At 68.2% G+C, this 16,099-nt stretch carries 20 protein-coding genes; 3 read left to right on the top strand and 17 right to left on the bottom strand.

Annotated elements, in window-relative coordinates; genetic code table 11:
- Window positions 1–33: 33 nt before the first annotated feature.
- Window positions 34–342 carry an STAS domain-containing protein gene (locus VNJ48_RS07005; RefSeq protein ID WP_325600480.1) on the bottom strand — a complete coding sequence of 103 codons (309 nt, stop codon included), beginning with the start codon at window positions 340–342 and terminating at the stop codon, window positions 34–36.
- A 150-nt stretch (window positions 343–492) separates the two neighbouring features.
- Between VNJ48_RS07005 and VNJ48_RS07000 the strand changes: the two genes are divergently transcribed.
- Together VNJ48_RS07000 and VNJ48_RS06995 are read left to right on the top strand one after the other, a co-directional pair.
- Window positions 493–1,140 carry a cob(I)yrinic acid a,c-diamide adenosyltransferase gene (locus VNJ48_RS07000; RefSeq protein ID WP_325600478.1) on the top strand — a complete coding sequence of 216 codons (648 nt, stop codon included), beginning with the start codon at window positions 493–495 and terminating at the stop codon, window positions 1,138–1,140.
- Window position 1,141: 1 nt separating this feature from the next.
- Window positions 1,142–1,720, top strand: a complete 579-nt coding sequence (locus tag VNJ48_RS06995) for a GNAT family N-acetyltransferase (protein WP_325600476.1) — start codon at window positions 1,142–1,144, stop codon at window positions 1,718–1,720.
- Here VNJ48_RS06995 and VNJ48_RS06990 read toward each other — a convergent pair.
- Window positions 1,698–2,879: an MFS transporter gene (locus VNJ48_RS06990; RefSeq protein WP_325600474.1), complete on the bottom strand. Its 1,182-nt coding sequence runs from the start codon at window positions 2,877–2,879 to the stop codon at window positions 1,698–1,700. The genes VNJ48_RS06995 and VNJ48_RS06990 overlap by 23 nt on opposite strands.
- 56 nt (window positions 2,880–2,935) lie before the next feature.
- On the opposite strand from VNJ48_RS06990, the gene VNJ48_RS06985 reads away from it, so the two are divergent.
- Complete coding sequence (locus VNJ48_RS06985; RefSeq protein ID WP_325600472.1) at window positions 2,936–3,913, top strand: LacI family DNA-binding transcriptional regulator; 978 nt, start codon at window positions 2,936–2,938, stop codon at window positions 3,911–3,913.
- Between the two features lie 6 nt (window positions 3,914–3,919).
- Here VNJ48_RS06985 and VNJ48_RS06980 read toward each other — a convergent pair whose 3' ends face one another.
- From VNJ48_RS06980 to prfA, 15 genes are all read right to left on the bottom strand, one after another.
- A complete protein-coding gene (locus tag VNJ48_RS06980) occupies window positions 3,920–4,369 on the bottom strand; it encodes a DUF2550 domain-containing protein (protein ID WP_325600470.1) in 450 nt (149 codons plus the stop codon).
- Between the two features lie 108 nt (window positions 4,370–4,477).
- The gene (locus VNJ48_RS06975; protein ID WP_325600468.1) at window positions 4,478–4,873 is read right to left on the bottom strand and encodes a F0F1 ATP synthase subunit epsilon; all 396 of its coding nucleotides are present in this window, start codon (window positions 4,871–4,873) and stop codon (window positions 4,478–4,480) included.
- A complete protein-coding gene (atpD, locus tag VNJ48_RS06970; RefSeq protein ID WP_325600466.1) occupies window positions 4,873–6,330 on the bottom strand; it encodes a F0F1 ATP synthase subunit beta in 1,458 nt (485 codons plus the stop codon). Before atpD ends, VNJ48_RS06975 begins: the two co-directional genes overlap by 1 nt.
- Window positions 6,331–6,332: 2 nt before the next feature.
- Window positions 6,333–7,265 carry a F0F1 ATP synthase subunit gamma gene (locus VNJ48_RS06965; RefSeq protein ID WP_325600464.1) on the bottom strand — a complete coding sequence of 311 codons (933 nt, stop codon included), beginning with the start codon at window positions 7,263–7,265 and terminating at the stop codon, window positions 6,333–6,335.
- Window positions 7,266–7,269: 4 nt separating this feature from the next.
- Window positions 7,270–8,910, bottom strand: coding sequence for a F0F1 ATP synthase subunit alpha (gene atpA / locus VNJ48_RS06960; RefSeq protein WP_325600462.1), 1,641 nt, complete (start codon window positions 8,908–8,910; stop codon window positions 7,270–7,272).
- Between the two features lie 62 nt (window positions 8,911–8,972).
- A complete protein-coding gene (locus VNJ48_RS06955) occupies window positions 8,973–9,782 on the bottom strand; it encodes a F0F1 ATP synthase subunit delta (protein ID WP_325600460.1) in 810 nt (269 codons plus the stop codon).
- Window positions 9,782–10,330, bottom strand: a complete 549-nt coding sequence (locus VNJ48_RS06950; protein WP_325600458.1) for a F0F1 ATP synthase subunit B — start codon at window positions 10,328–10,330, stop codon at window positions 9,782–9,784. Before VNJ48_RS06950 ends, VNJ48_RS06955 begins: the two co-directional genes overlap by 1 nt.
- Before the next feature lie 29 nt (window positions 10,331–10,359).
- A complete protein-coding gene (gene atpE, locus VNJ48_RS06945; RefSeq protein WP_325600456.1) occupies window positions 10,360–10,599 on the bottom strand; it encodes an ATP synthase F0 subunit C in 240 nt (79 codons plus the stop codon).
- Between the two features lie 35 nt (window positions 10,600–10,634).
- Window positions 10,635–11,453, bottom strand: a complete 819-nt coding sequence (gene atpB, locus VNJ48_RS06940; protein WP_325600454.1) for a F0F1 ATP synthase subunit A — start codon at window positions 11,451–11,453, stop codon at window positions 10,635–10,637.
- Window positions 11,428–11,649: an AtpZ/AtpI family protein gene (locus VNJ48_RS06935; protein ID WP_325600453.1), complete on the bottom strand. Its 222-nt coding sequence runs from the start codon at window positions 11,647–11,649 to the stop codon at window positions 11,428–11,430. Before VNJ48_RS06935 ends, atpB begins: the two co-directional genes overlap by 26 nt.
- A 90-nt stretch (window positions 11,650–11,739) precedes the next feature.
- Complete coding sequence (locus tag VNJ48_RS06930) at window positions 11,740–12,183, bottom strand: hypothetical protein (RefSeq protein WP_325600451.1); 444 nt, start codon at window positions 12,181–12,183, stop codon at window positions 11,740–11,742.
- A gap of 79 nt (window positions 12,184–12,262) precedes the next feature.
- Window positions 12,263–13,405, bottom strand: a complete 1,143-nt coding sequence (locus VNJ48_RS06925; RefSeq protein WP_325600449.1) for an MraY family glycosyltransferase — start codon at window positions 13,403–13,405, stop codon at window positions 12,263–12,265.
- Window positions 13,405–14,061: an L-threonylcarbamoyladenylate synthase gene (locus tag VNJ48_RS06920; RefSeq protein WP_325600447.1), complete on the bottom strand. Its 657-nt coding sequence runs from the start codon at window positions 14,059–14,061 to the stop codon at window positions 13,405–13,407. Before VNJ48_RS06920 ends, VNJ48_RS06925 begins: the two co-directional genes overlap by 1 nt.
- Before the next feature lie 4 nt (window positions 14,062–14,065).
- The gene (gene prmC, locus VNJ48_RS06915; RefSeq protein WP_325600445.1) at window positions 14,066–14,932 is read right to left on the bottom strand and encodes a peptide chain release factor N(5)-glutamine methyltransferase; all 867 of its coding nucleotides are present in this window, start codon (window positions 14,930–14,932) and stop codon (window positions 14,066–14,068) included.
- Window positions 14,929–16,002: a peptide chain release factor 1 gene (prfA, locus tag VNJ48_RS06910; RefSeq protein ID WP_325600443.1), complete on the bottom strand. Its 1,074-nt coding sequence runs from the start codon at window positions 16,000–16,002 to the stop codon at window positions 14,929–14,931. Before prfA ends, prmC begins: the two co-directional genes overlap by 4 nt.
- Between the last annotated feature and the right edge of the window lie 97 nt (window positions 16,003–16,099).

The following is a 16,099-nucleotide window of genomic DNA, read 5'->3' as shown; positions in this document are numbered from 1 at the left end:
TCACCGGATGGATGTGTGAAGAAGCCCACCCGTTCAGGCGGTGGCAGCGGCGCGTTCGACCTCGAAGGAGTGCGCGAGGCGCGAAAGGTGCATCATCCGGCGGACCGAGGGCCCGCAGTTGCGCAGGGTCAGGTGGTGTCCCGCACGGCTGGCCTCGCGGGTGGCCACCGCAAGCACGCGCAGGGCGACCACGTCGATGGTCTCGACGTGGGACATGTCGACGACGACGTCCTGGTCCTGTCCCTCGAGGAACTCGTAGATGGCCGTCCGCACCTGGAAGGTGCTGCGCACATCGAAGTCGCCGTGCAGGACCAACGTTGGCCCGTAGCTCGTGATGTCCATCGATGTTGCCCCCTGTGTTCGCCTGCTCAAGTCCCCCGGGCCTGACATAGCGCACGTGACCGCTGTCACCGACTATGACGTCATGGTCCACCGATTCGTTGCATTGGCACCACACCTTTTTGGGGTGTCTTCGGCCGCTAGGCTCGCTCCATGGTCAACCTCACCCGCATCTACACCCGCACCGGCGACGCCGGATCCACCCGACTCGGCGACATGAGCGAGACCACCAAGAACGACCTTCGGCTGCATGCGTATGCCGACGTCGACGAGGCCAACGCCACGATCGGTGTGGCCGTGGCTCGGGGCCAGCTCGAGCCGGACGTCGTCAAGGTGCTCGTCCACGTGCAGAACGACCTCTTCGACGTCGGAGCGGACTTCTGCACCCCGGTCGTCGAGAAGCCCGAGTGGCCCCCGTTGCGGATCGAGCAGGACTACGTCGATCGCCTCGAGGCGTGGTGCGACCAGTACAACGAGCAACTGCCCAACCTGCGGTCCTTCATCCTCAACGGCGGCACGGAGGGTGCGGCCCTCCTGCACGTCTCACGCACGGTCATCCGGCGCGCGGAGCGGTCCGCCTGGGCGGCGTACGCCGAGCACACCGACTCGATGAACATCTTGGCGATCACCTACCTCAACCGCCTCTCCGACCTGGTCTTCATCCTGGCTCGCCACGCAAATCGCGAGAACGGCGATGTGCTGTGGGTTCCCGGAGGCGAGCGCGGCAGCGACGAAGGAGCGGACACGCGAGGCGACCAGACAGTCAGCGGGGAGCGCGGGAACAAGGAAGCGGCGGAGTGAGGTGACCGACTGGGCCACCCACCCGGTCACGGCGGAGCGCGTCGACGACTTCGCCGACGTCATCAACCCCCACCGTCGCGAGTCCCATTGCTGGTGCCTGTCGCACCGCCTGCGCGTCAAGGAGATCGGCGAGCTGGGCGACGGCAGCCGCGAGAGCGCGGCACGGGCCCTCGCCGCCGGCGAGACCAGCTTCGGAGTCGTGACCTACCGCGACTCGGTGCCGGTCGGCTGGTGCCACATCGCGCCGCGCGAGGACATCACCCGGCTCGCCGCCTCCGCGCTCATCAGGCCGATCGACGACCTGGCCGTCTGGAGCATCATCTGCGTGGTGGTGCGCGGCGGCCACCGCAGGCAGGGCGTCACCGAGCACCTCATCGAGGGTGCCGTGGCGTACGCCGCCTCGCAGGGCGCTCCCGCCGTCGAGACCTACCCCGTCGACCCGCCGGGGCGGATGGACCTCACCATGGCATTCGTCGGCACCCGCTCGATGTTCGAGCGGCGCGGCTTCACGGTCGTCGGTGAGACCGACGCCGTGGCGAGCAAGCTGCCGCGGCTCGTCATGCGCCGGGTGTTGCCCTGACAGGTGCCTCGCCGACCTGACCTTCGCGTGCGGCAGGCACCACCAGAGCGGCAGGGATCAGGAGTACGGCGACCACGAGCAGCGCCTTGAGCGTGCCGACCTCGTCGCCCACGAACCCCAGCAACGGTGGTCCGGCCAGGAAGGCGGCGTAGCCGATGGTTGACACGACGCTGACGCGGGCGGCAGCTCGCACCGGGTCGTCCGCCGCGGCGCTCATGCCCACGGGGAAGCCCAGAGAGGCGCCGGCGCCCCACAGCACGACGCCGATCACCACGACGACCGGGTGGGTGCCGAAGACGATGAGCAACACGCCGATGCCGGCCGCGGCCATGGTCCCCCACAACATCACCACGCGGCCGAAGCGGTCGATCAGGCCGCTGCCGGCCAACCGACCAAGGGTCATCGCTGTCACGAACACGGCGAAGCCCGCCACACCGACCGCGTGGGAGGTGTCGTGCCCGTCAACGAGCGCGATGGCGAGCCAGTCGTTGGCACTCCCTTCAGTCGTGGCGAGGGCCATCACCATCACGCCGATCAACAGCGTGCGCGGCTCGAGCCATGCCCGCGCGGCTGACGTCCGCTCCTCCGCGTGGGCGGGCACGACCGGCAAGAAGCTGGGCGACGTGAGCCACACCACCACGACGGCGACGGTGATCACAGCCAGGAGGTGGACAACTGCAGGCACCGCGAGCTCTACCAGCAGGACGCCCAGCAACGCACCGAGGACCGTGCCACCGCTGAACCCGGCGTGGAACCTCGGCATGATCGTGCGGCCGAGGCCACGCTCGACCTCTGCGCCCTCGACGTTCATCGCGACGTCCCACACGCCGATCCCGATGCCGTAGAGGAAGAGGCCGACCGTGGTCACCACCAAGATCTCGCCGAGCCCGACCGCCGCCATCGCCAGACCGACCGTCGCTGTGACGGCCCCGAAGCGTACGACCCGAACGGTCCCGACTGCGTTGATGGCGGCTCCGGTCGTGGGCAGCGCCACGAGGGAGCCCACGGCGATCGACAGCAGCAGCAGGCCGAGCTGACCGTTGCTCAGCTCGAAGCGCGAACGCACCTCGGGGATGCGTGAGACCCAGCTGGCGAAGACCAACCCGTTGAGGAAGAAGGTCAGGCCAACGGCATTGCGTGCGGCGATCAGCTGAGGCACGGGCACTCCTGTGTCGAATCGTTTCGATCGAAACGATTCGATGGTAGCTTCTCTGCATGGCTGGTCCAACTCGCACCCCCACGCTTGCCGACGTCGCCGCGGCCGCCGGGGTGTCGTTGTCCACGGCCTCGCTGACCTTCTCCCGCAACAAGCCCGTCTCGGAGTCGACCAGACAGCGTGTGCTGAGCGCTGCCACTGCCCTGGGGTATGCCGGTCCCAATGCTCTCGCGCGCAACCTCCGCCAGGGTCGCAGCGGGGTGATCGGCATCGCTCTTGGACCGCTCAGCACCGCCTTCCGTGACCCGGCCGCGCTGCCCTTGCTCGACGCCGTATGCGAGGGGCTCGAGTCGGCTGGTCTGGGTCTGTTGCTGATGGGCGACAACGAGGACGTCGACCATTCCCAGATTCCGCTCGACGGCGTCATCTACATGATCTGCGGGCGCGAGACCTGGGCCGCTCAAGCCGACCTCGCCGCGCGTGGCGTGCCCATGGTCGTGGTCGAGGGCCCGACTTGGCCAGGGACGACCTTTGTCGACATCGACCACCGGGCAGGGGTTGCCGCGCTGGCGGCGCACCTGCGCGACCTGGGGCATCGCCGCGTTGCCACGATGACCTTGCAGCCCTCGCACCCCGAGCGTGAGCGGCTGGCCGGCCTGCGCGAGGTCTTTCCCGACGCCCACGTGATCGGCGCCTGTGAGAGCGACCTCTCTGCGGCCCAGATCATGGCTGCGACCTACCTCGAGACAGCACCCGACGTCACTGCTGTCGTGTGTCACAGCGACGTCCAGGCGGCGGCCGTGATCCTCGAGTCCACGCGACGAGATCTGCGTGTCCCTGAGGACCTGAGCGTCAGCGGGTTCGACGGTGTCGCCACCCCATGGCTGGACCTCGAGCTGACGACAGTGGTGCAGCCGTTCGCCGAGAAGGGTCGAGCAACGGCGCGGGCCATGCTTGCGCGGATCAACGGCGAGCCCGTCTCCGACGTGCTGCTCTCGGTACAGCTGCGGATCGGGGGATCGACCGGCCCGGCCTGAGGCTCCTCAGCTGCGGTGGCGGTCCCAGTCGGTGCCGGGCGGTCCGGCCTCGAGCCAGGACTGGAACCCGGTGAGTGATGCTTCGCTCATCGCGAGCTCGACGGTGCCATGGCCCGTCTCGCACACCACGACCACGTGCCCCGAGTACAGCGACATCTGCTCTCCACCCACCGGCTCACGCCGACGCGAGAAGGACAGGGACGCACGGGACCAGACCCTCCTCGGTTTCGGGGAGAGGGAGAAGATCCTGAACCACTCGAGCTCCTCACCGCTGTAGCGGCCCAGCCCGAGCAGCCAGCCGCGCCCCGGATGCTGTGTGTGCAGGCGGCAGCTGAGCTCGAAGGTGCCTCCGTGGCGTGAGAGCACCCGGCGTCGCACGATGAGCGCAATCCCGTAGAGCAGGGGGAGGAGCAGCAGTAGGCCAGCAGATTCGAGCAGCCGTTGCCAGTCGGGCATTCACTCTCCTGCTGGTCGCGCGTGGGTGATGAGGAAGGAGACAAATGTGACGAGCGCACGAACCCTGCGGTTCGTGCGCTCACCCTATCGGCCCTGGATTGCGTGGAGTCAGGAAGCCCGCTCCACTGCCCGGATCCTGGCTTCTGCGCGGCGTACGGCCTCTTTGGCATCGTCGCTGTTCTCGCCCGAGGCCTGGGCCCGTTCGAGGTCCTGACGAGCCTTCTCGAGGTCGATCTCGTGCGACATCTCTGCGCGCTCGGACAAGATGGAGACCCGGTTGTTGGCCACCGACATGAAGCCGGCGTCCACTGCAGCCACCCACGTCTCGCCCTCGGCGGTCTGCACGTCGACGACACCCTCGATGATCACCGAGAGCAGCGGCGCGTGACCGGCGAGGATGCCCACGTCACCTTCGGTGGTGCGGGCAATCACCATCTTCGCCTCGCCGGACCAGACCAGCCGGTCCGCCGCGACGAGCTCCACGTGCAGTGTCGAGTCAGACATCACAGACCCTTTTGGATCTCAGCCCACTTGGCCTCGACGTCGTCGAGACCACCGCACATGAAGAACGCCTGCTCGGCCACGTGGTCGTATTCGCCGTCGGCGATCTTGTTGAACGCCTCGATGGTGTCGGCCACGGGGACCGTCGAACCCTCGATGCCGGTGAACTGCTTGGCGACGTAGGTGTTCTGCGACAGGAACCGCTGGATGCGGCGAGCGCGGGACACGATGATCCTGTCCTCTTCGGAGAGCTCGTCGACACCGAGGATCGCGATGATGTCCTGGAGCTCCTTGTTGCGCTGCAGGATCTGCTTGATCCGGATCGCGCAGTCGTAATGAGCCTGCCCGATGTACTGCGGGTCGAGGATTCGCGAGGTCGACGTCAGCGGGTCCACGGCCGGGTAGATCCCCTGCGACGCGATGTCACGGGAGAGCTCGGTCGTGGCGTCCAGGTGGGCGAACGTCGCCGCCGGGGCGGGGTCGGTGTAGTCGTCGGCCGGGACGTAGATCGCCTGCATCGAGGTGATCGAGTGTCCGCGGGTCGAGGTGATCCGCTCCTGGAGCTGACCCATCTCGTCGGCGAGGTTGGGCTGGTAGCCCACGGCGGAGGGCATGCGCCCCAGCAGCGTGGAGACCTCGGAGCCGGCCTGGGTGAAGCGGAAGATGTTGTCGATGAAGAGCAGCACGTCCTGGTTCTGCACGTCGCGGAAGTACTCCGCCATCGTCAGTGCCGACAGGGCGACCCGCAGGCGGGTGCCCGGCGGCTCGTCCATCTGACCGAAGACCAGTGCGGTCTGGCCGATGACGCCGGCCTCGGTCATCTCCTCGATGAGGTCGTTGCCCTCACGGGTGCGCTCGCCGACGCCGGCGAACACGGACACGCCACCGTGGTTCTTGGCGACGCGGGCGATCATCTCCTGGATCAGCACGGTCTTGCCGACACCGGCACCACCGAACAGCCCGATCTTGCCGCCGAGGACATACGGCGTCAGCAGGTCGATGACCTTGATGCCGGTCTCGAACATCTGCGTCTTCGCCTCGAGCTGGTCGAAGGCGGGCGCCTTGCGGTGGATGCCCCAGCGCTCCTTGACGTCGAGCGTCTCGCCCTCGGCGAGGTTGAGGCAGTCGCCGGTGGTGTTGAACACCCGGCCGAGGGTGGCGTCACCGACGGGCACCGAGATCGGGCCGCCCGTGTCGCGCACCTGGGTGCCGCGCACGAGACCGTCGGTGGGGCGCATCGAGATGGCACGGACCATGCCGTCGCCGATGTGCATCGCGACCTCGAGGGTGATCTCCTCGGTCTTGCCGAGCAGGGTCAGCTCGACCTTGAGCGCGTTGTAGATGGACGGCATGCCATCAGTCGGGAACTCGATGTCCACGACCGGGCCGATGATGCGGGCGATGCGGCCGACAGCGCCGCCCTCGCTCTTCGTGGTGGTCTCTTCAACAGTGGCAGTCATGTTCACTCATTCCCGGCTTGTGCGTCGGCAAGGGCATTGACGCCTCCGACGATCTCGCTGATTTCCTGGGTAATGCCAGCCTGGCGTGCCTGGTTGGCAATGCGCTTGTACTTCTTGATGAGCTCGTCGGCGTTGTCCGTCGCGGACTTCATGGCCTTCTGGCGAGCGGCCAGCTCGGATGCGGCCGCCTGCAGGAGGGCGAAGAAGATCCGGCTCTGGACGTAGCGCGGCAGCAGCGAGTCGAGCACCTCGGAAGGCGACGGCTCGAACTCGTAGAGCGGCAACAGGTCCTCGTCTTCTGGCTTCTCCTCGCCCTCGACGACCTCCAGCGGCAGCAAGCGCACGGCAGCCGGCTCCTGGTGGAGCATGGAGCGGAACCGCGTGTAGACCACGTGAACCTCGTCGACGCCCGGCGCAGTGCCTTCCTCGGGCTCCGCGTCGGTGTCGTTGAGGAACGCCGAGATCAGGGTCGCGCCGATGTCGGAGGCCACGTCATAGGTCGGCTGGTCGGAGAAGCCGGTCCAGCTCTGGATGACGGGACGCTGACGGAACTTGAAGTAGGCCTCGCCCTTGCGTCCGGAGACGTAGAGGTCGACCTTCTTGCCTTCCCCCTTCAGCTTCTCGACGAGGCGTTCGGCCTCCTTGAGCACGTTGGAGGAGTAGGCACCGGCGAGCCCGCGGTCGGAGGTGACCACGAGGATCGCCGCCTTCTTCGGGTCTTCGGGCTCGACCGTCAGGGCGTGGTCGACGTTGGAGAACGTCGCCACGGCCGAGACGGCACGCGTCAGCTCACGGGCGTACGGCGCAGCCGCCTGGGCCCGCTGCTGCGCCTTGATGATCCGGGACGCAGCAATGAGCTCCATGGCACGCGTGATCTTCTTCATCGACTCCGTCGACTTGATCCGCGCGCGGTACTCACGTACCGAGAGAGCCATTGCCTCAGCCCCGCTTCTGCCGGACGATCTGCTCCTGCTCGACGTCCTCGTCCTCGAGGGCGACGTGCTCTTCCTTGCCGGCCTTGATGCTCTGGCCGTCGGAGGTCTCGAACTGGTCGAGGAAGGAGTCGTAGGCGCGCTCCATCTCGGTGCCGGTCGAGTCCTCGAACTTCTGCGTCTCGCGGATGCCGGCGAGGATGCCCTCGTGGCTGCGGCGCAGGTAGTCGAGGAACTCGTGCTCGAAGCGCAGCACGTCGTCGGTCGGGACCTTGTCGAGGCGGCCGGTCGTGCCGAGCCACAGCGAGGCAGTCATCTCCTCGAGCGGGTACGGCGAGTACTGCGGCTGGCGCAGCAGGGCCATCAGGCGCTGGCCACGGTCGAGCTGCTGGCGCGACGCGGCGTCGAGGTCGGAGGCGAACATCGCGAACGCCTCCATGGCGCGGAACTGCGCCAGGTCGACCTTGAGCGAACCGGTGACGGCCTTCATCGCCTTGGTCATCGCCGCACCACCCACGCGCGAGACCGAGACACCCACGTCGATGGCCGGGCGCTGGTTGGCCGCGAACAGGTCGGACTGCAGGAAGATCTGGCCATCGGTGATCGAGATGACGTTGGTCGGGATGAACGCCGAGACGTCGTTGGCCTTGGTCTCGATGATCGGCAGGCCGGTCATCGAGCCCTTGCCCAGCTCGTCGGAGAGCTTGGCGCAGCGCTCGAGCAGGCGGCTGTGGAGGTAGAAGACGTCACCCGGGTAGGCCTCGCGGCCCGGCGGGCGACGCAGTAGCAGCGACACGGCGCGGTAGGCCTCGGCCTGCTTGGTCAGGTCGTCGAACACGATCAGGACGTGCTTGCCGGCGTACATCCAGTGCTGGCCGATGGCCGAGCCGGTGTAGGGGGCGAGGTACTTGAAGCCGGCCGAGTCCGAGGCGGGCGAGGCGACGATGGTGGTGTATTCCAGAGCACCGGCCTCCTCGAGGGCCCCGCGCACGGCAGCGATGGTCGAGCCCTTCTGACCGATCGCGACGTAGATGCAGCGCACCTGCTTGTCCGGGTCGCCGGACTCCCAGTTCTGCTTCTGGTTGATGATCGTGTCGATGGCGATCGTGGACTTGCCGGTCGCGCGGTCACCGATGATGAGCTGGCGCTGACCGCGACCGATCGGGGTCATCGCGTCGATGGCCTTGATGCCGGTCGCGAGCGGCTCGTGCACCGACTTGCGCATCATGACATCGGGGGCCTGGAGCTCCAGGGCGCGCCGCTCGTCGGACGCGATCTCGCCGAGACCGTCGATGGGGGTGCCGAGCGGGTCGACCACGCGGCCGAGGTAGCCCTCGCCCACGGGGACCGACAGGATGTCGCCGGTACGGCGAACGGTCTGGCCTTCTTCGATCTTGTCGAAGTCACCCAGGACCACGACACCCACCTCGCGGGTGTCCAGGTTCAGGGCGATGCCGAGCGTGCCGTCCTCGAACTCGAGCAGCTCGTTGGCCATCACCGAGGGCAGGCCGCTGACGCGCGCGATGCCGTCCGCCGCCTCGGCGACGGTGCCGACCTCTTCCTTGCTGGCCGACTCAGGCTTGTAGTCGGACACGAAGCGCTGGAGCGCGTCGCGGATCTCGTCTGGACGAATCGAAAGCTCCGTCATTTTCCTAACCTCTGATTTCTTGAGCTGCTCGAAGTTCTGGGGTGTCTGCTGCGCTCGGCCGGTCAGCCGGCGAGCTTGCGCCGAGCCTCGTCGAGACGACTGGCCACGGTGCCGTCGATGACATCGTCGCCGATCTCGACGCGGATGCCGCCGATGACGTCGGGGTCGATCAGCACGTTGAGGTGCAACTGACGGTCGTACTGGCGAGAGAGGGCGTCGCTGAGACGCTGCCGCTCGGAGTCCGTCAGGGGGTGAGCGACCCGCACGGTGGCGACTCGCTCGTCATGGACCTGGGCAGCGACCTGCTGGTAGGTCGTCAGGGCGACTGCCACGGTGCGGTAGGTGCCGGCCAGCGCCTGCTGAGCCAGGGTGATCGTGGCCGGCAGTGCCTTCCCGTCGAGGAGCGACCGGACCAGGGTGGCCTTGTCGTCCACCGACCGGGCCGGGTCGGACAACGCGTCGCGCAGCGTCGGGTTGTCGTTGACGGCCTGGGCGAACGCGAACAGCTCGTCGGAGAGACGCGCTGACTCGGTGCCGGCCGACTTGACCGTGGCCATCTCGCTCAGGTGCTCGAGGGAGTTGGCCAGGTCGCGCGCCGACGTCCAGCGGCGGGTGACGGCCTCGGAGACGATGTCGAGCGACGCCGGGTCGATCTTGCCGGTGAGGATGCCCCCGACGAGGCCCTGCTTGGCGCTGGCGTCGATCGACAGATCCGTGGCGACCCGGCGCAGGCCGGGCTCGGCCCGGAACAGGCCGGCGACCGTGAAGAGGTCGTCACCGACCCGGGCCGCGTCCGCTCCGCCCTGCAGCTTGCTCCCCAAGAGGTCGGAGAGGGCTGCCAGGGCATCAGCCGAGGCACCACGCAGCTGCATCAGTTGACTCCGCTCGTCTGCGAGTCGGCCTCGAGGTCGGCAAGGAACCGCTCCACCACGCGGCTCTGACGAGCCTCGTCGTCGAGGCTCTCGCCGACGATGCGACCTGCCAGACCCGTGGCGAGTGCGCCGACCTCGGCACGCAACGAGGTGACCGCCTGCTGACGCTCGGCCTCGATCTGCGTCTTGCCGTGCTCGACGATGCGCGTCGCCTCGGTCTGGGCCTGCTCACGCATCTCGGCAACGATCTGGGCGCCCTGCTCACGCGCTTCCTCACGGATGCGCGCTGCCTCGTGACGGGCATCGGCGAGCTGCTTCTCGAGCTGGGCCAGCTTGGCGTCGGCCTCGGCCTGCTTGGTCTCGGCAGCACTCAGGCCACCTTCGATCGCCTGGGTGCGCTCGGCGAACGTCTTCTCGAAGTTCGGCACGACGAACTTCTTGATCGCGAAGAACAAGATGGCGAAGACGATCAGCGCCAGCACGATCTCCGAGAGGATCGGGATCAGAGGGTTGTGCGCCTCTTCGGCCGCTCGGATTGTGGTTTCCACAGGTGATCTCCCTAATGCCGGGACGGTCGTCAGATGGGCAGGACGAACGCGAGCGCGACGGTGATGATGAAGAGAGCCTCAGCGAGAACGAAGCCAAGGATGGCGATCGACTGCAGGCGGCTCTGAGCCTCGGGCTGACGGGCCACGCCACTGATGAACGCAGCGAAGATGAGGCCGATACCGATACCGGGACCGATGGCAGACAGGCCGAGGCCGATCATGTTGATGGAGCCTTCCACGGCTTTTCCTTTCGTCGGCGACGCGACCATCGCGCCGCTGTTTGGCGAAACTTGTGGGTGCTGGATCAGTGCTCGTCCGCGAGCGCTTCACCGATGTACATCGAGCTGAGCAGGGTGAAGACGTACGCCTGGAGGAACATGACCAGCATCTCGAGGAAGCTGACGCCGATGCCCAGGGCAAAGGAGAGGACGCCGACGCCGGCATACAGGGCGTTGCCGCTCTGCAGCAGCGCGGCACCGCCGGTGGCGAACAGGATCAGCAGCAGGTGGCCGGCGAACATGTTGCCGAACAGACGCAGCGTGAGCGTGACCGGACGCACCAGGATGTTGGAGAAGAACTCCAGCGGGATCAGCAGGATCAGGATCGGGCCGCCGACGCCGGCGGGCATCGTGGCGTGCTTGAGGTAGCCCAGCGGCCCGTGCTTCCAGATGCCCGTGCCGACGTAGATGAGCCACGAGATGATCGCGAGCGGGATCACGAAGCCGATGCGCGAGAAGCTCGGGAACTGCAGCAGCGGGAAGATGCCGTAGTAGTTGTTCACCAGGATGAACATGAACAGCGTGAAGAGGTAGGGCACGAACTTCATGAAGTGCTCGCTGCCGATGTTGTCGCGAGCCAGGGTGTTGCGGACGAAGCCGTAGACCCCTTCGCCGACGAACTGCAGCCGGCCCGGGACCATGGCGCGCTTGCGCGAGGCAGCGATCGTGAAGGCCAGGATCAGCACGGCCGAGAGGACCACCAGCAGCATCGGCTTGGTGACGCCGAACCCGGCGACCTCGAAGACCGGGGGCAGTTCGAAGCTGCCCGGTCCGGGGGCGATGAAACCATCGCCCTCGCCTTCGGCTGCGCGGATGCCCTCACTCAGGCTCACGTGGAAGCTCACTCTCTCTCCTGCCTTCGCTGTGCTTGTCCGCTCGTGGCCGAAGCCCGCCGAACCGGCCAAAAGTCATGTAGATCGCCAGCGCCACACCGAGCAGGATGCCGATGACGACGAGGTACTTCGTACCGAGCCATCGATCGAGACCCCAGCCGATGAGGCCGTAGATCGTCGCACCCGAGACGAGGTAGGAAAACGCCAACCAGGGGTCGCCGTGGGGAGGATCGTCTGAGTGTTCCGAAGGGGCCTGCTGCTGAGCCATCGCGCCCCGGACAATAGCAGGCGTGCCGGGTCATCGCGCACCCGCCTCGGGGAGGTCGTAGAGCGGGATGCGGGCCTTGGTCGCGGAGACGATCTGGGCGATCATCCAGGCCGCGGTGGCCATCGCCACGCCCCCACCGAGCCAGCGCCGGTCCAGGGTCTCCTCGATCGCTCCGCTGCGGACCAGGGCCAGCACCACGGCCGCCATGACGACCAGCTGGAGGGCGTAGGTGACCAGGGCGACGAGCACGGTGGCGCTCGGCATGATCGACGCCACCATGTTGAGCGAGAAGGCGCCGAAGCTGAGGACCGACACCACCAGACCGACGCCGGCGGCAACGCTGAGGGCGGCGACCGGACCCGAGACGAGCGCTGCGACGGCAGTCATCGTCAGCCCGACGACGAGAGCGGCGCCAGCGGCGACGAGGAGCACGGTCACACCGGGGCGGGTGTCCTGCTTCGACTCGGTCGTCATGGCGGCGGCCGTCCTGTGGAGGGTCAGAATCCGCTCTCCAAGCCCGCAGATGCGACCTCGGGAGCGCTCGTGAAAACTATCACAAAGTCTCGGGCAGGCCCGAATTCGCACTGCTCGAGCGGGGCCTGTGCAGGACGGGAACCACGAAGGTCATGACGAGCACGAAGGCGAAGGCCGCGCCCAGCCCCCACCAGGTGGCCTGGCCGCCGAAGAGGCTCACGACCACGGATCCGCCCGCGACCAGGGCCGCCCACATCCACATGATGTAGACAGCCCGACGCTGCGAGTGACCGATCTCGAGGAGCCGGTGGTGCAGGTGCTGCTTGTCGGGCGAGAACGGCGACCGGCCGGCCCGCGTGCGGCGTACGACCGCGAGCACCAGATCTGCCACCGGCACCATCAACAGCGACGCAGGTAGCAGCAGGGGCAGGATGGTGACGAAGATGGGGTTGCCGTCGGACGTGATCTCGTTGCCGGCGAACTGCCCGGTGATCGTCAGGGTGCTTGCGGACAGCACCAGCCCGATCAGCATCGAGCCGGAGTCGCCCATGAAGAGCCGGGCCGGGTGGAAGTTGTGGGGAAGGAACCCCGCACAGGCCCCCGCGAGGCTCGCCGTCAACAGGGCGGCCGTCGTGGCCAGGGTGAGCTCGTTCTCGCTGGCCAGGAAGTAGGAGAAGAGGAAGAAGGCCACGGCGCCGATGCCCACCACCCCTGCGGCGAGGCCGTCGAGGCCGTCGACGAAGTTGACCGCGTTGATGGTGGCGATCACCACGATCACGCTGAGCAGCGCCCCTTGGGCGGGGTCGAGCGAGAACTGCTCCCCGTCGAGCTGGGGGAAGAAGTAGAAGCGGACGCCGAAGACCACCAGCAGGGCGGCAGCGAGCACCTGGCCCCCGAGCTTGGTGAGCGCGTCGATGTCGAAGATGTCGTCCAGGACCCCGACCGCGCACACCAGGGCCCCGGCCAGCAGCACGACGCCGGCGTCGCGGAAGACGAAGGGGTCGCTGAGCGACAGGAACGGCAGCTCACGCGCGACGAGGTAGGCGGCCACCAGCCCCCCGAGCATGGCGATGCCACCCAGGTAGGGAATGGGCTCGACGTGCACGTCCCGGTCGCGGACCTGGGCGACGGCGCCGGTCCGCAGCGCGATCTCGCGCGCGACCACCGTCAGCAGATAGGTGACCGTCCCGGCGACCAGGAAGACGAGGAGGTATTCGCGCATCAGCCGTCGTCCGTGAGACGCACTCCGAGCGGTTCGAGCGCGGCGTTGAGGTCCTCCACCGACAGCGCACCCCGCCGCAGGATCCGTCCCTGGTCGCCTGTGCAGTCGACGATGGTGGAGGCGTCACCGCCTTCGGAGCTGCCGCCATCGATGATCACCTCGACCCGGTCCCCCAGCATCGACTCCGCCTGGTCGGCATCGACGGCAGCGGGACGCCCCGACAGGTTGGCGGAGCTGACCGCGAGGGGGCCGGTGCGCTCGAGGACCGCGAGGGTGACCTCGTGGTCGGGCATGCGGACCGCGACCGTGCCGCGGGTCTCGCCGAGGTCCCACTGGAGCGATGCCTGCTGGCGGCACACGATGGTGAGGGGTCCGGGCCAGAACTTCTCGATGAGGGTGCGTGCGTAGTCGGGGACCCCGACCGCCAGCGCGTCCAGCGTCGTCGCAGCGCTCACCAGGACCGGCGGTGGCATGTCCCGGCCGCGGTTCTTGGCGTTGAGGAGGGCATGGACGGCGTCCGCCGAGAAGGCATCGGCGGCGATCCCGTAGACGGTGTCGGTCGGAAGCACCACCAGCTCGCCGCGGCGGATCGCCATGGACGCCGCCTCGATGGCCGCCTCACGCTCGTCGTCGGTGGTCACTCCAAGCCGTTGCACCCGCCTATCGTGCCAGTCGGGCCGTGGTGAAGCGTGGACGCCCTGCCAGATCGCGGTGGTCGGTCACCTCGGCCCACCGGCCGGTGGCCCTGAAGACTGCCGGCGCCGACTCGCCCTGGGCGTCGGCGTGCTCGGCACCGACCACTCCCCCGCGTCGCAGGAGCACGGCTGCGCGGTCTGCCAGGACACGCAGGGCGACCAGCCCGTCGTCCCCGGAGAACAGCGCGAGGTGGGGGTCGTGGTCGCGGGCCTCGGGCGCCACCGACTCCCAGGCCTCGAGCGGGATGTACGGCGGGTTGCAGACGACCACGTCGACGTTGCCGACCAGGTCGTCGAAGGCGTTCGCCATGTCCCCGTGTCGCAGGTCCACCCCGGTCCCGGCCAGGTTGCCTTCGGCCCACCGATGGGCGGACTCGTCGAGCTCGACGGCGTGGACTACCGCGCCCAGGACCTCGTGGGCGACCGCCTTGGCGATGGCGCCGGACCCGGTGCACAGGTCGACCACCACCGGCGCACGCCCAGCGCTCGAGGCGACCGCGAGCGCCTCATCGATCGCCCAACCAGCGAGGAGCTCGGTCTCCGGCCGCGGCACGAAGACTCCGGGTCCGACGACGAGCTCGACGTGGCGGAAGTAGGCCGCCCCGGTGAGGTGCTGCAGGGGCTCACGCGCGGCCCGGCGCCCCACCAGACCCTCGAAGCGCTCCGCCAGCGCGGCGGGCACGACGTCGATGCGGAACAGGTCCTTGCGCTCGACCCCGTGCGCGTGTGCCAGCAGCTCCGCCGCGTCGTGCTCCGGGCTCGAGACGCCGGCGGCCGCCAGCCGTCTGGCCGCAGCAGTCAGCAGTGTCCGCGGTGGCAGACCCTCGCTCACGACTCCATCGCCTCGAGTCGTGAGGCGAGATCGGCCTCCACGCACGACTGCAGGACCGGGCCCAGTGCCCCGTCCAGGACGGTGTCGAGGTTGTAGGACTTGTAGCCGGTGCGGTGGTCGGAGATCCGGTTCTCGGCGTAGTTGTAGGTGCGGATGCGCTCGGAGCGGTCCACCGTGCGGATCTGGCTCTTGCGCGCCGCGCTGGCCTGCGCGTTGGCCTCCTCCTCCGCAGCAGCGAGCAACCTGGCCCGCAGGATCCGCATCGCCGACTCCTTGTTCTGGAGCTGGCTCTTCTCGTTCTGGCAGCTCGCCACGATGCCGGTCGGCACGTGCGTGATCCGGACCGCGGAGTCGGTGGTGTTGACGCTCTGCCCGCCGGGACCGGACGAGCGATAGACGTCGATGCGCAGGTCGGCGTCGTGGATCTCGACGTCGATGTCTTCGGCCTCCGGCATGACCAGGACGCCGGCAGCACTCGTGTGGATCCGCCCCTGTGACTCGGTGACCGGCACCCGCTGCACGCGGTGCACGCCGCCCTCGAACTTGAGGAGGGCGTACGGCGCCTCGCCGGGCTCCGCGATGCCCTTGGCCTTCACGGCGACGGTCACGGACTTGTAGCCGCCCAGGTCGGACTCCGTGGCGTCCAACACCTCGGTGTTCCAGCCGCGCTGGTCGGCGTAGCGGGTGTACATCCTCAGCAGGTCGGCCGCGAAGAGAGCGGACTCCTCGCCACCCTCCCCTGCCCTGACCTCGAGAAGTGCGTCCTTGGCGTCCGTGGCGTCCCGCGGGACCAGGAGGTGCCGCAGCCGCTCGCTGGCCTTGTCGCGCTCGGCCGTCAGCTGCACGGCCTCGTCGGCGAAGGCGGGGTCCTCGCTCGCCAGCTCGCGGGCGGCCTCGATGTCGTCTCCGAGCTCCTGCCAGCGACGCCAGGTGGTGACGATGGCCGACAGCTCGGCGTACCGCTGGTTGAGGCGCTTGGCCAGGCGCTGGTCGGCGTGCGTCTCCGGCTCGGCGAGACGACCCTCGAGGTCGGCGTGCTCGGCGACGAGCCCTTCAACGGCCTCGAACACTTCTGGTCTCCTCAGGCGGTGGGTGGAGAGTGAACTCAAACGGGCGGACGGCGAAATGCACAGCGCCGACCGCCCGCTGCTGCGGGAGGTCGGCGCT

Origin of the sequence: Nocardioides sp., from assembly GCF_035576065.1 — a bacterium.
GTDB lineage: Bacteria > Actinomycetota > Actinomycetes > Propionibacteriales > Nocardioidaceae > Nocardioides.
The sequence above is the reverse complement of the archived record's forward strand: the minus strand, read 5'-3'. Positions and strand labels throughout refer to the sequence as shown.

Bases quoted from the DNA above. Each gene is read 5' to 3' on its own strand.
- VNJ48_RS06930 (WP_325600451.1), bottom strand. From the start codon at position 12,183: ATGACGACCGAGTCGAAGCAGGACACCCGCCCCGGTGTGACCGTGCTC.
- VNJ48_RS06965 (WP_325600464.1), bottom strand. From the start codon at position 7,265: ATGGCTCTCTCGGTACGTGAGTACCGCGCGCGGATCAAGTCGACGGAG.
- atpE (WP_325600456.1), bottom strand. From the start codon at position 10,599: ATGGTCGCGTCGCCGACGAAAGGAAAAGCCGTGGAAGGCTCCATCAAC.
- VNJ48_RS06955 (WP_325600460.1), bottom strand. From the start codon at position 9,782: ATGCAGCTGCGTGGTGCCTCGGCTGATGCCCTGGCAGCCCTCTCCGAC.
- VNJ48_RS06925 (WP_325600449.1), bottom strand. From the start codon at position 13,405: ATGCGCGAATACCTCCTCGTCTTCCTGGTCGCCGGGACGGTCACCTAT.
- VNJ48_RS06980 (WP_325600470.1), bottom strand. From the start codon at position 4,369: ATGCCCGACTGGCAACGGCTGCTCGAATCTGCTGGCCTACTGCTGCTC.
- VNJ48_RS07005 (WP_325600480.1), bottom strand. From the start codon at position 342: ATGGACATCACGAGCTACGGGCCAACGTTGGTCCTGCACGGCGACTTC.
- VNJ48_RS06985 (WP_325600472.1), top strand. From the start codon at position 2,936: ATGGCTGGTCCAACTCGCACCCCCACGCTTGCCGACGTCGCCGCGGCC.
- VNJ48_RS06975 (WP_325600468.1), bottom strand. From the start codon at position 4,873: ATGTCTGACTCGACACTGCACGTGGAGCTCGTCGCGGCGGACCGGCTG.
- atpD (WP_325600466.1), bottom strand. From the start codon at position 6,330: ATGACTGCCACTGTTGAAGAGACCACCACGAAGAGCGAGGGCGGCGCT.
- atpA (WP_325600462.1), bottom strand. From the start codon at position 8,910: ATGACGGAGCTTTCGATTCGTCCAGACGAGATCCGCGACGCGCTCCAG.
- VNJ48_RS07000 (WP_325600478.1), top strand. From the start codon at position 493: ATGGTCAACCTCACCCGCATCTACACCCGCACCGGCGACGCCGGATCC.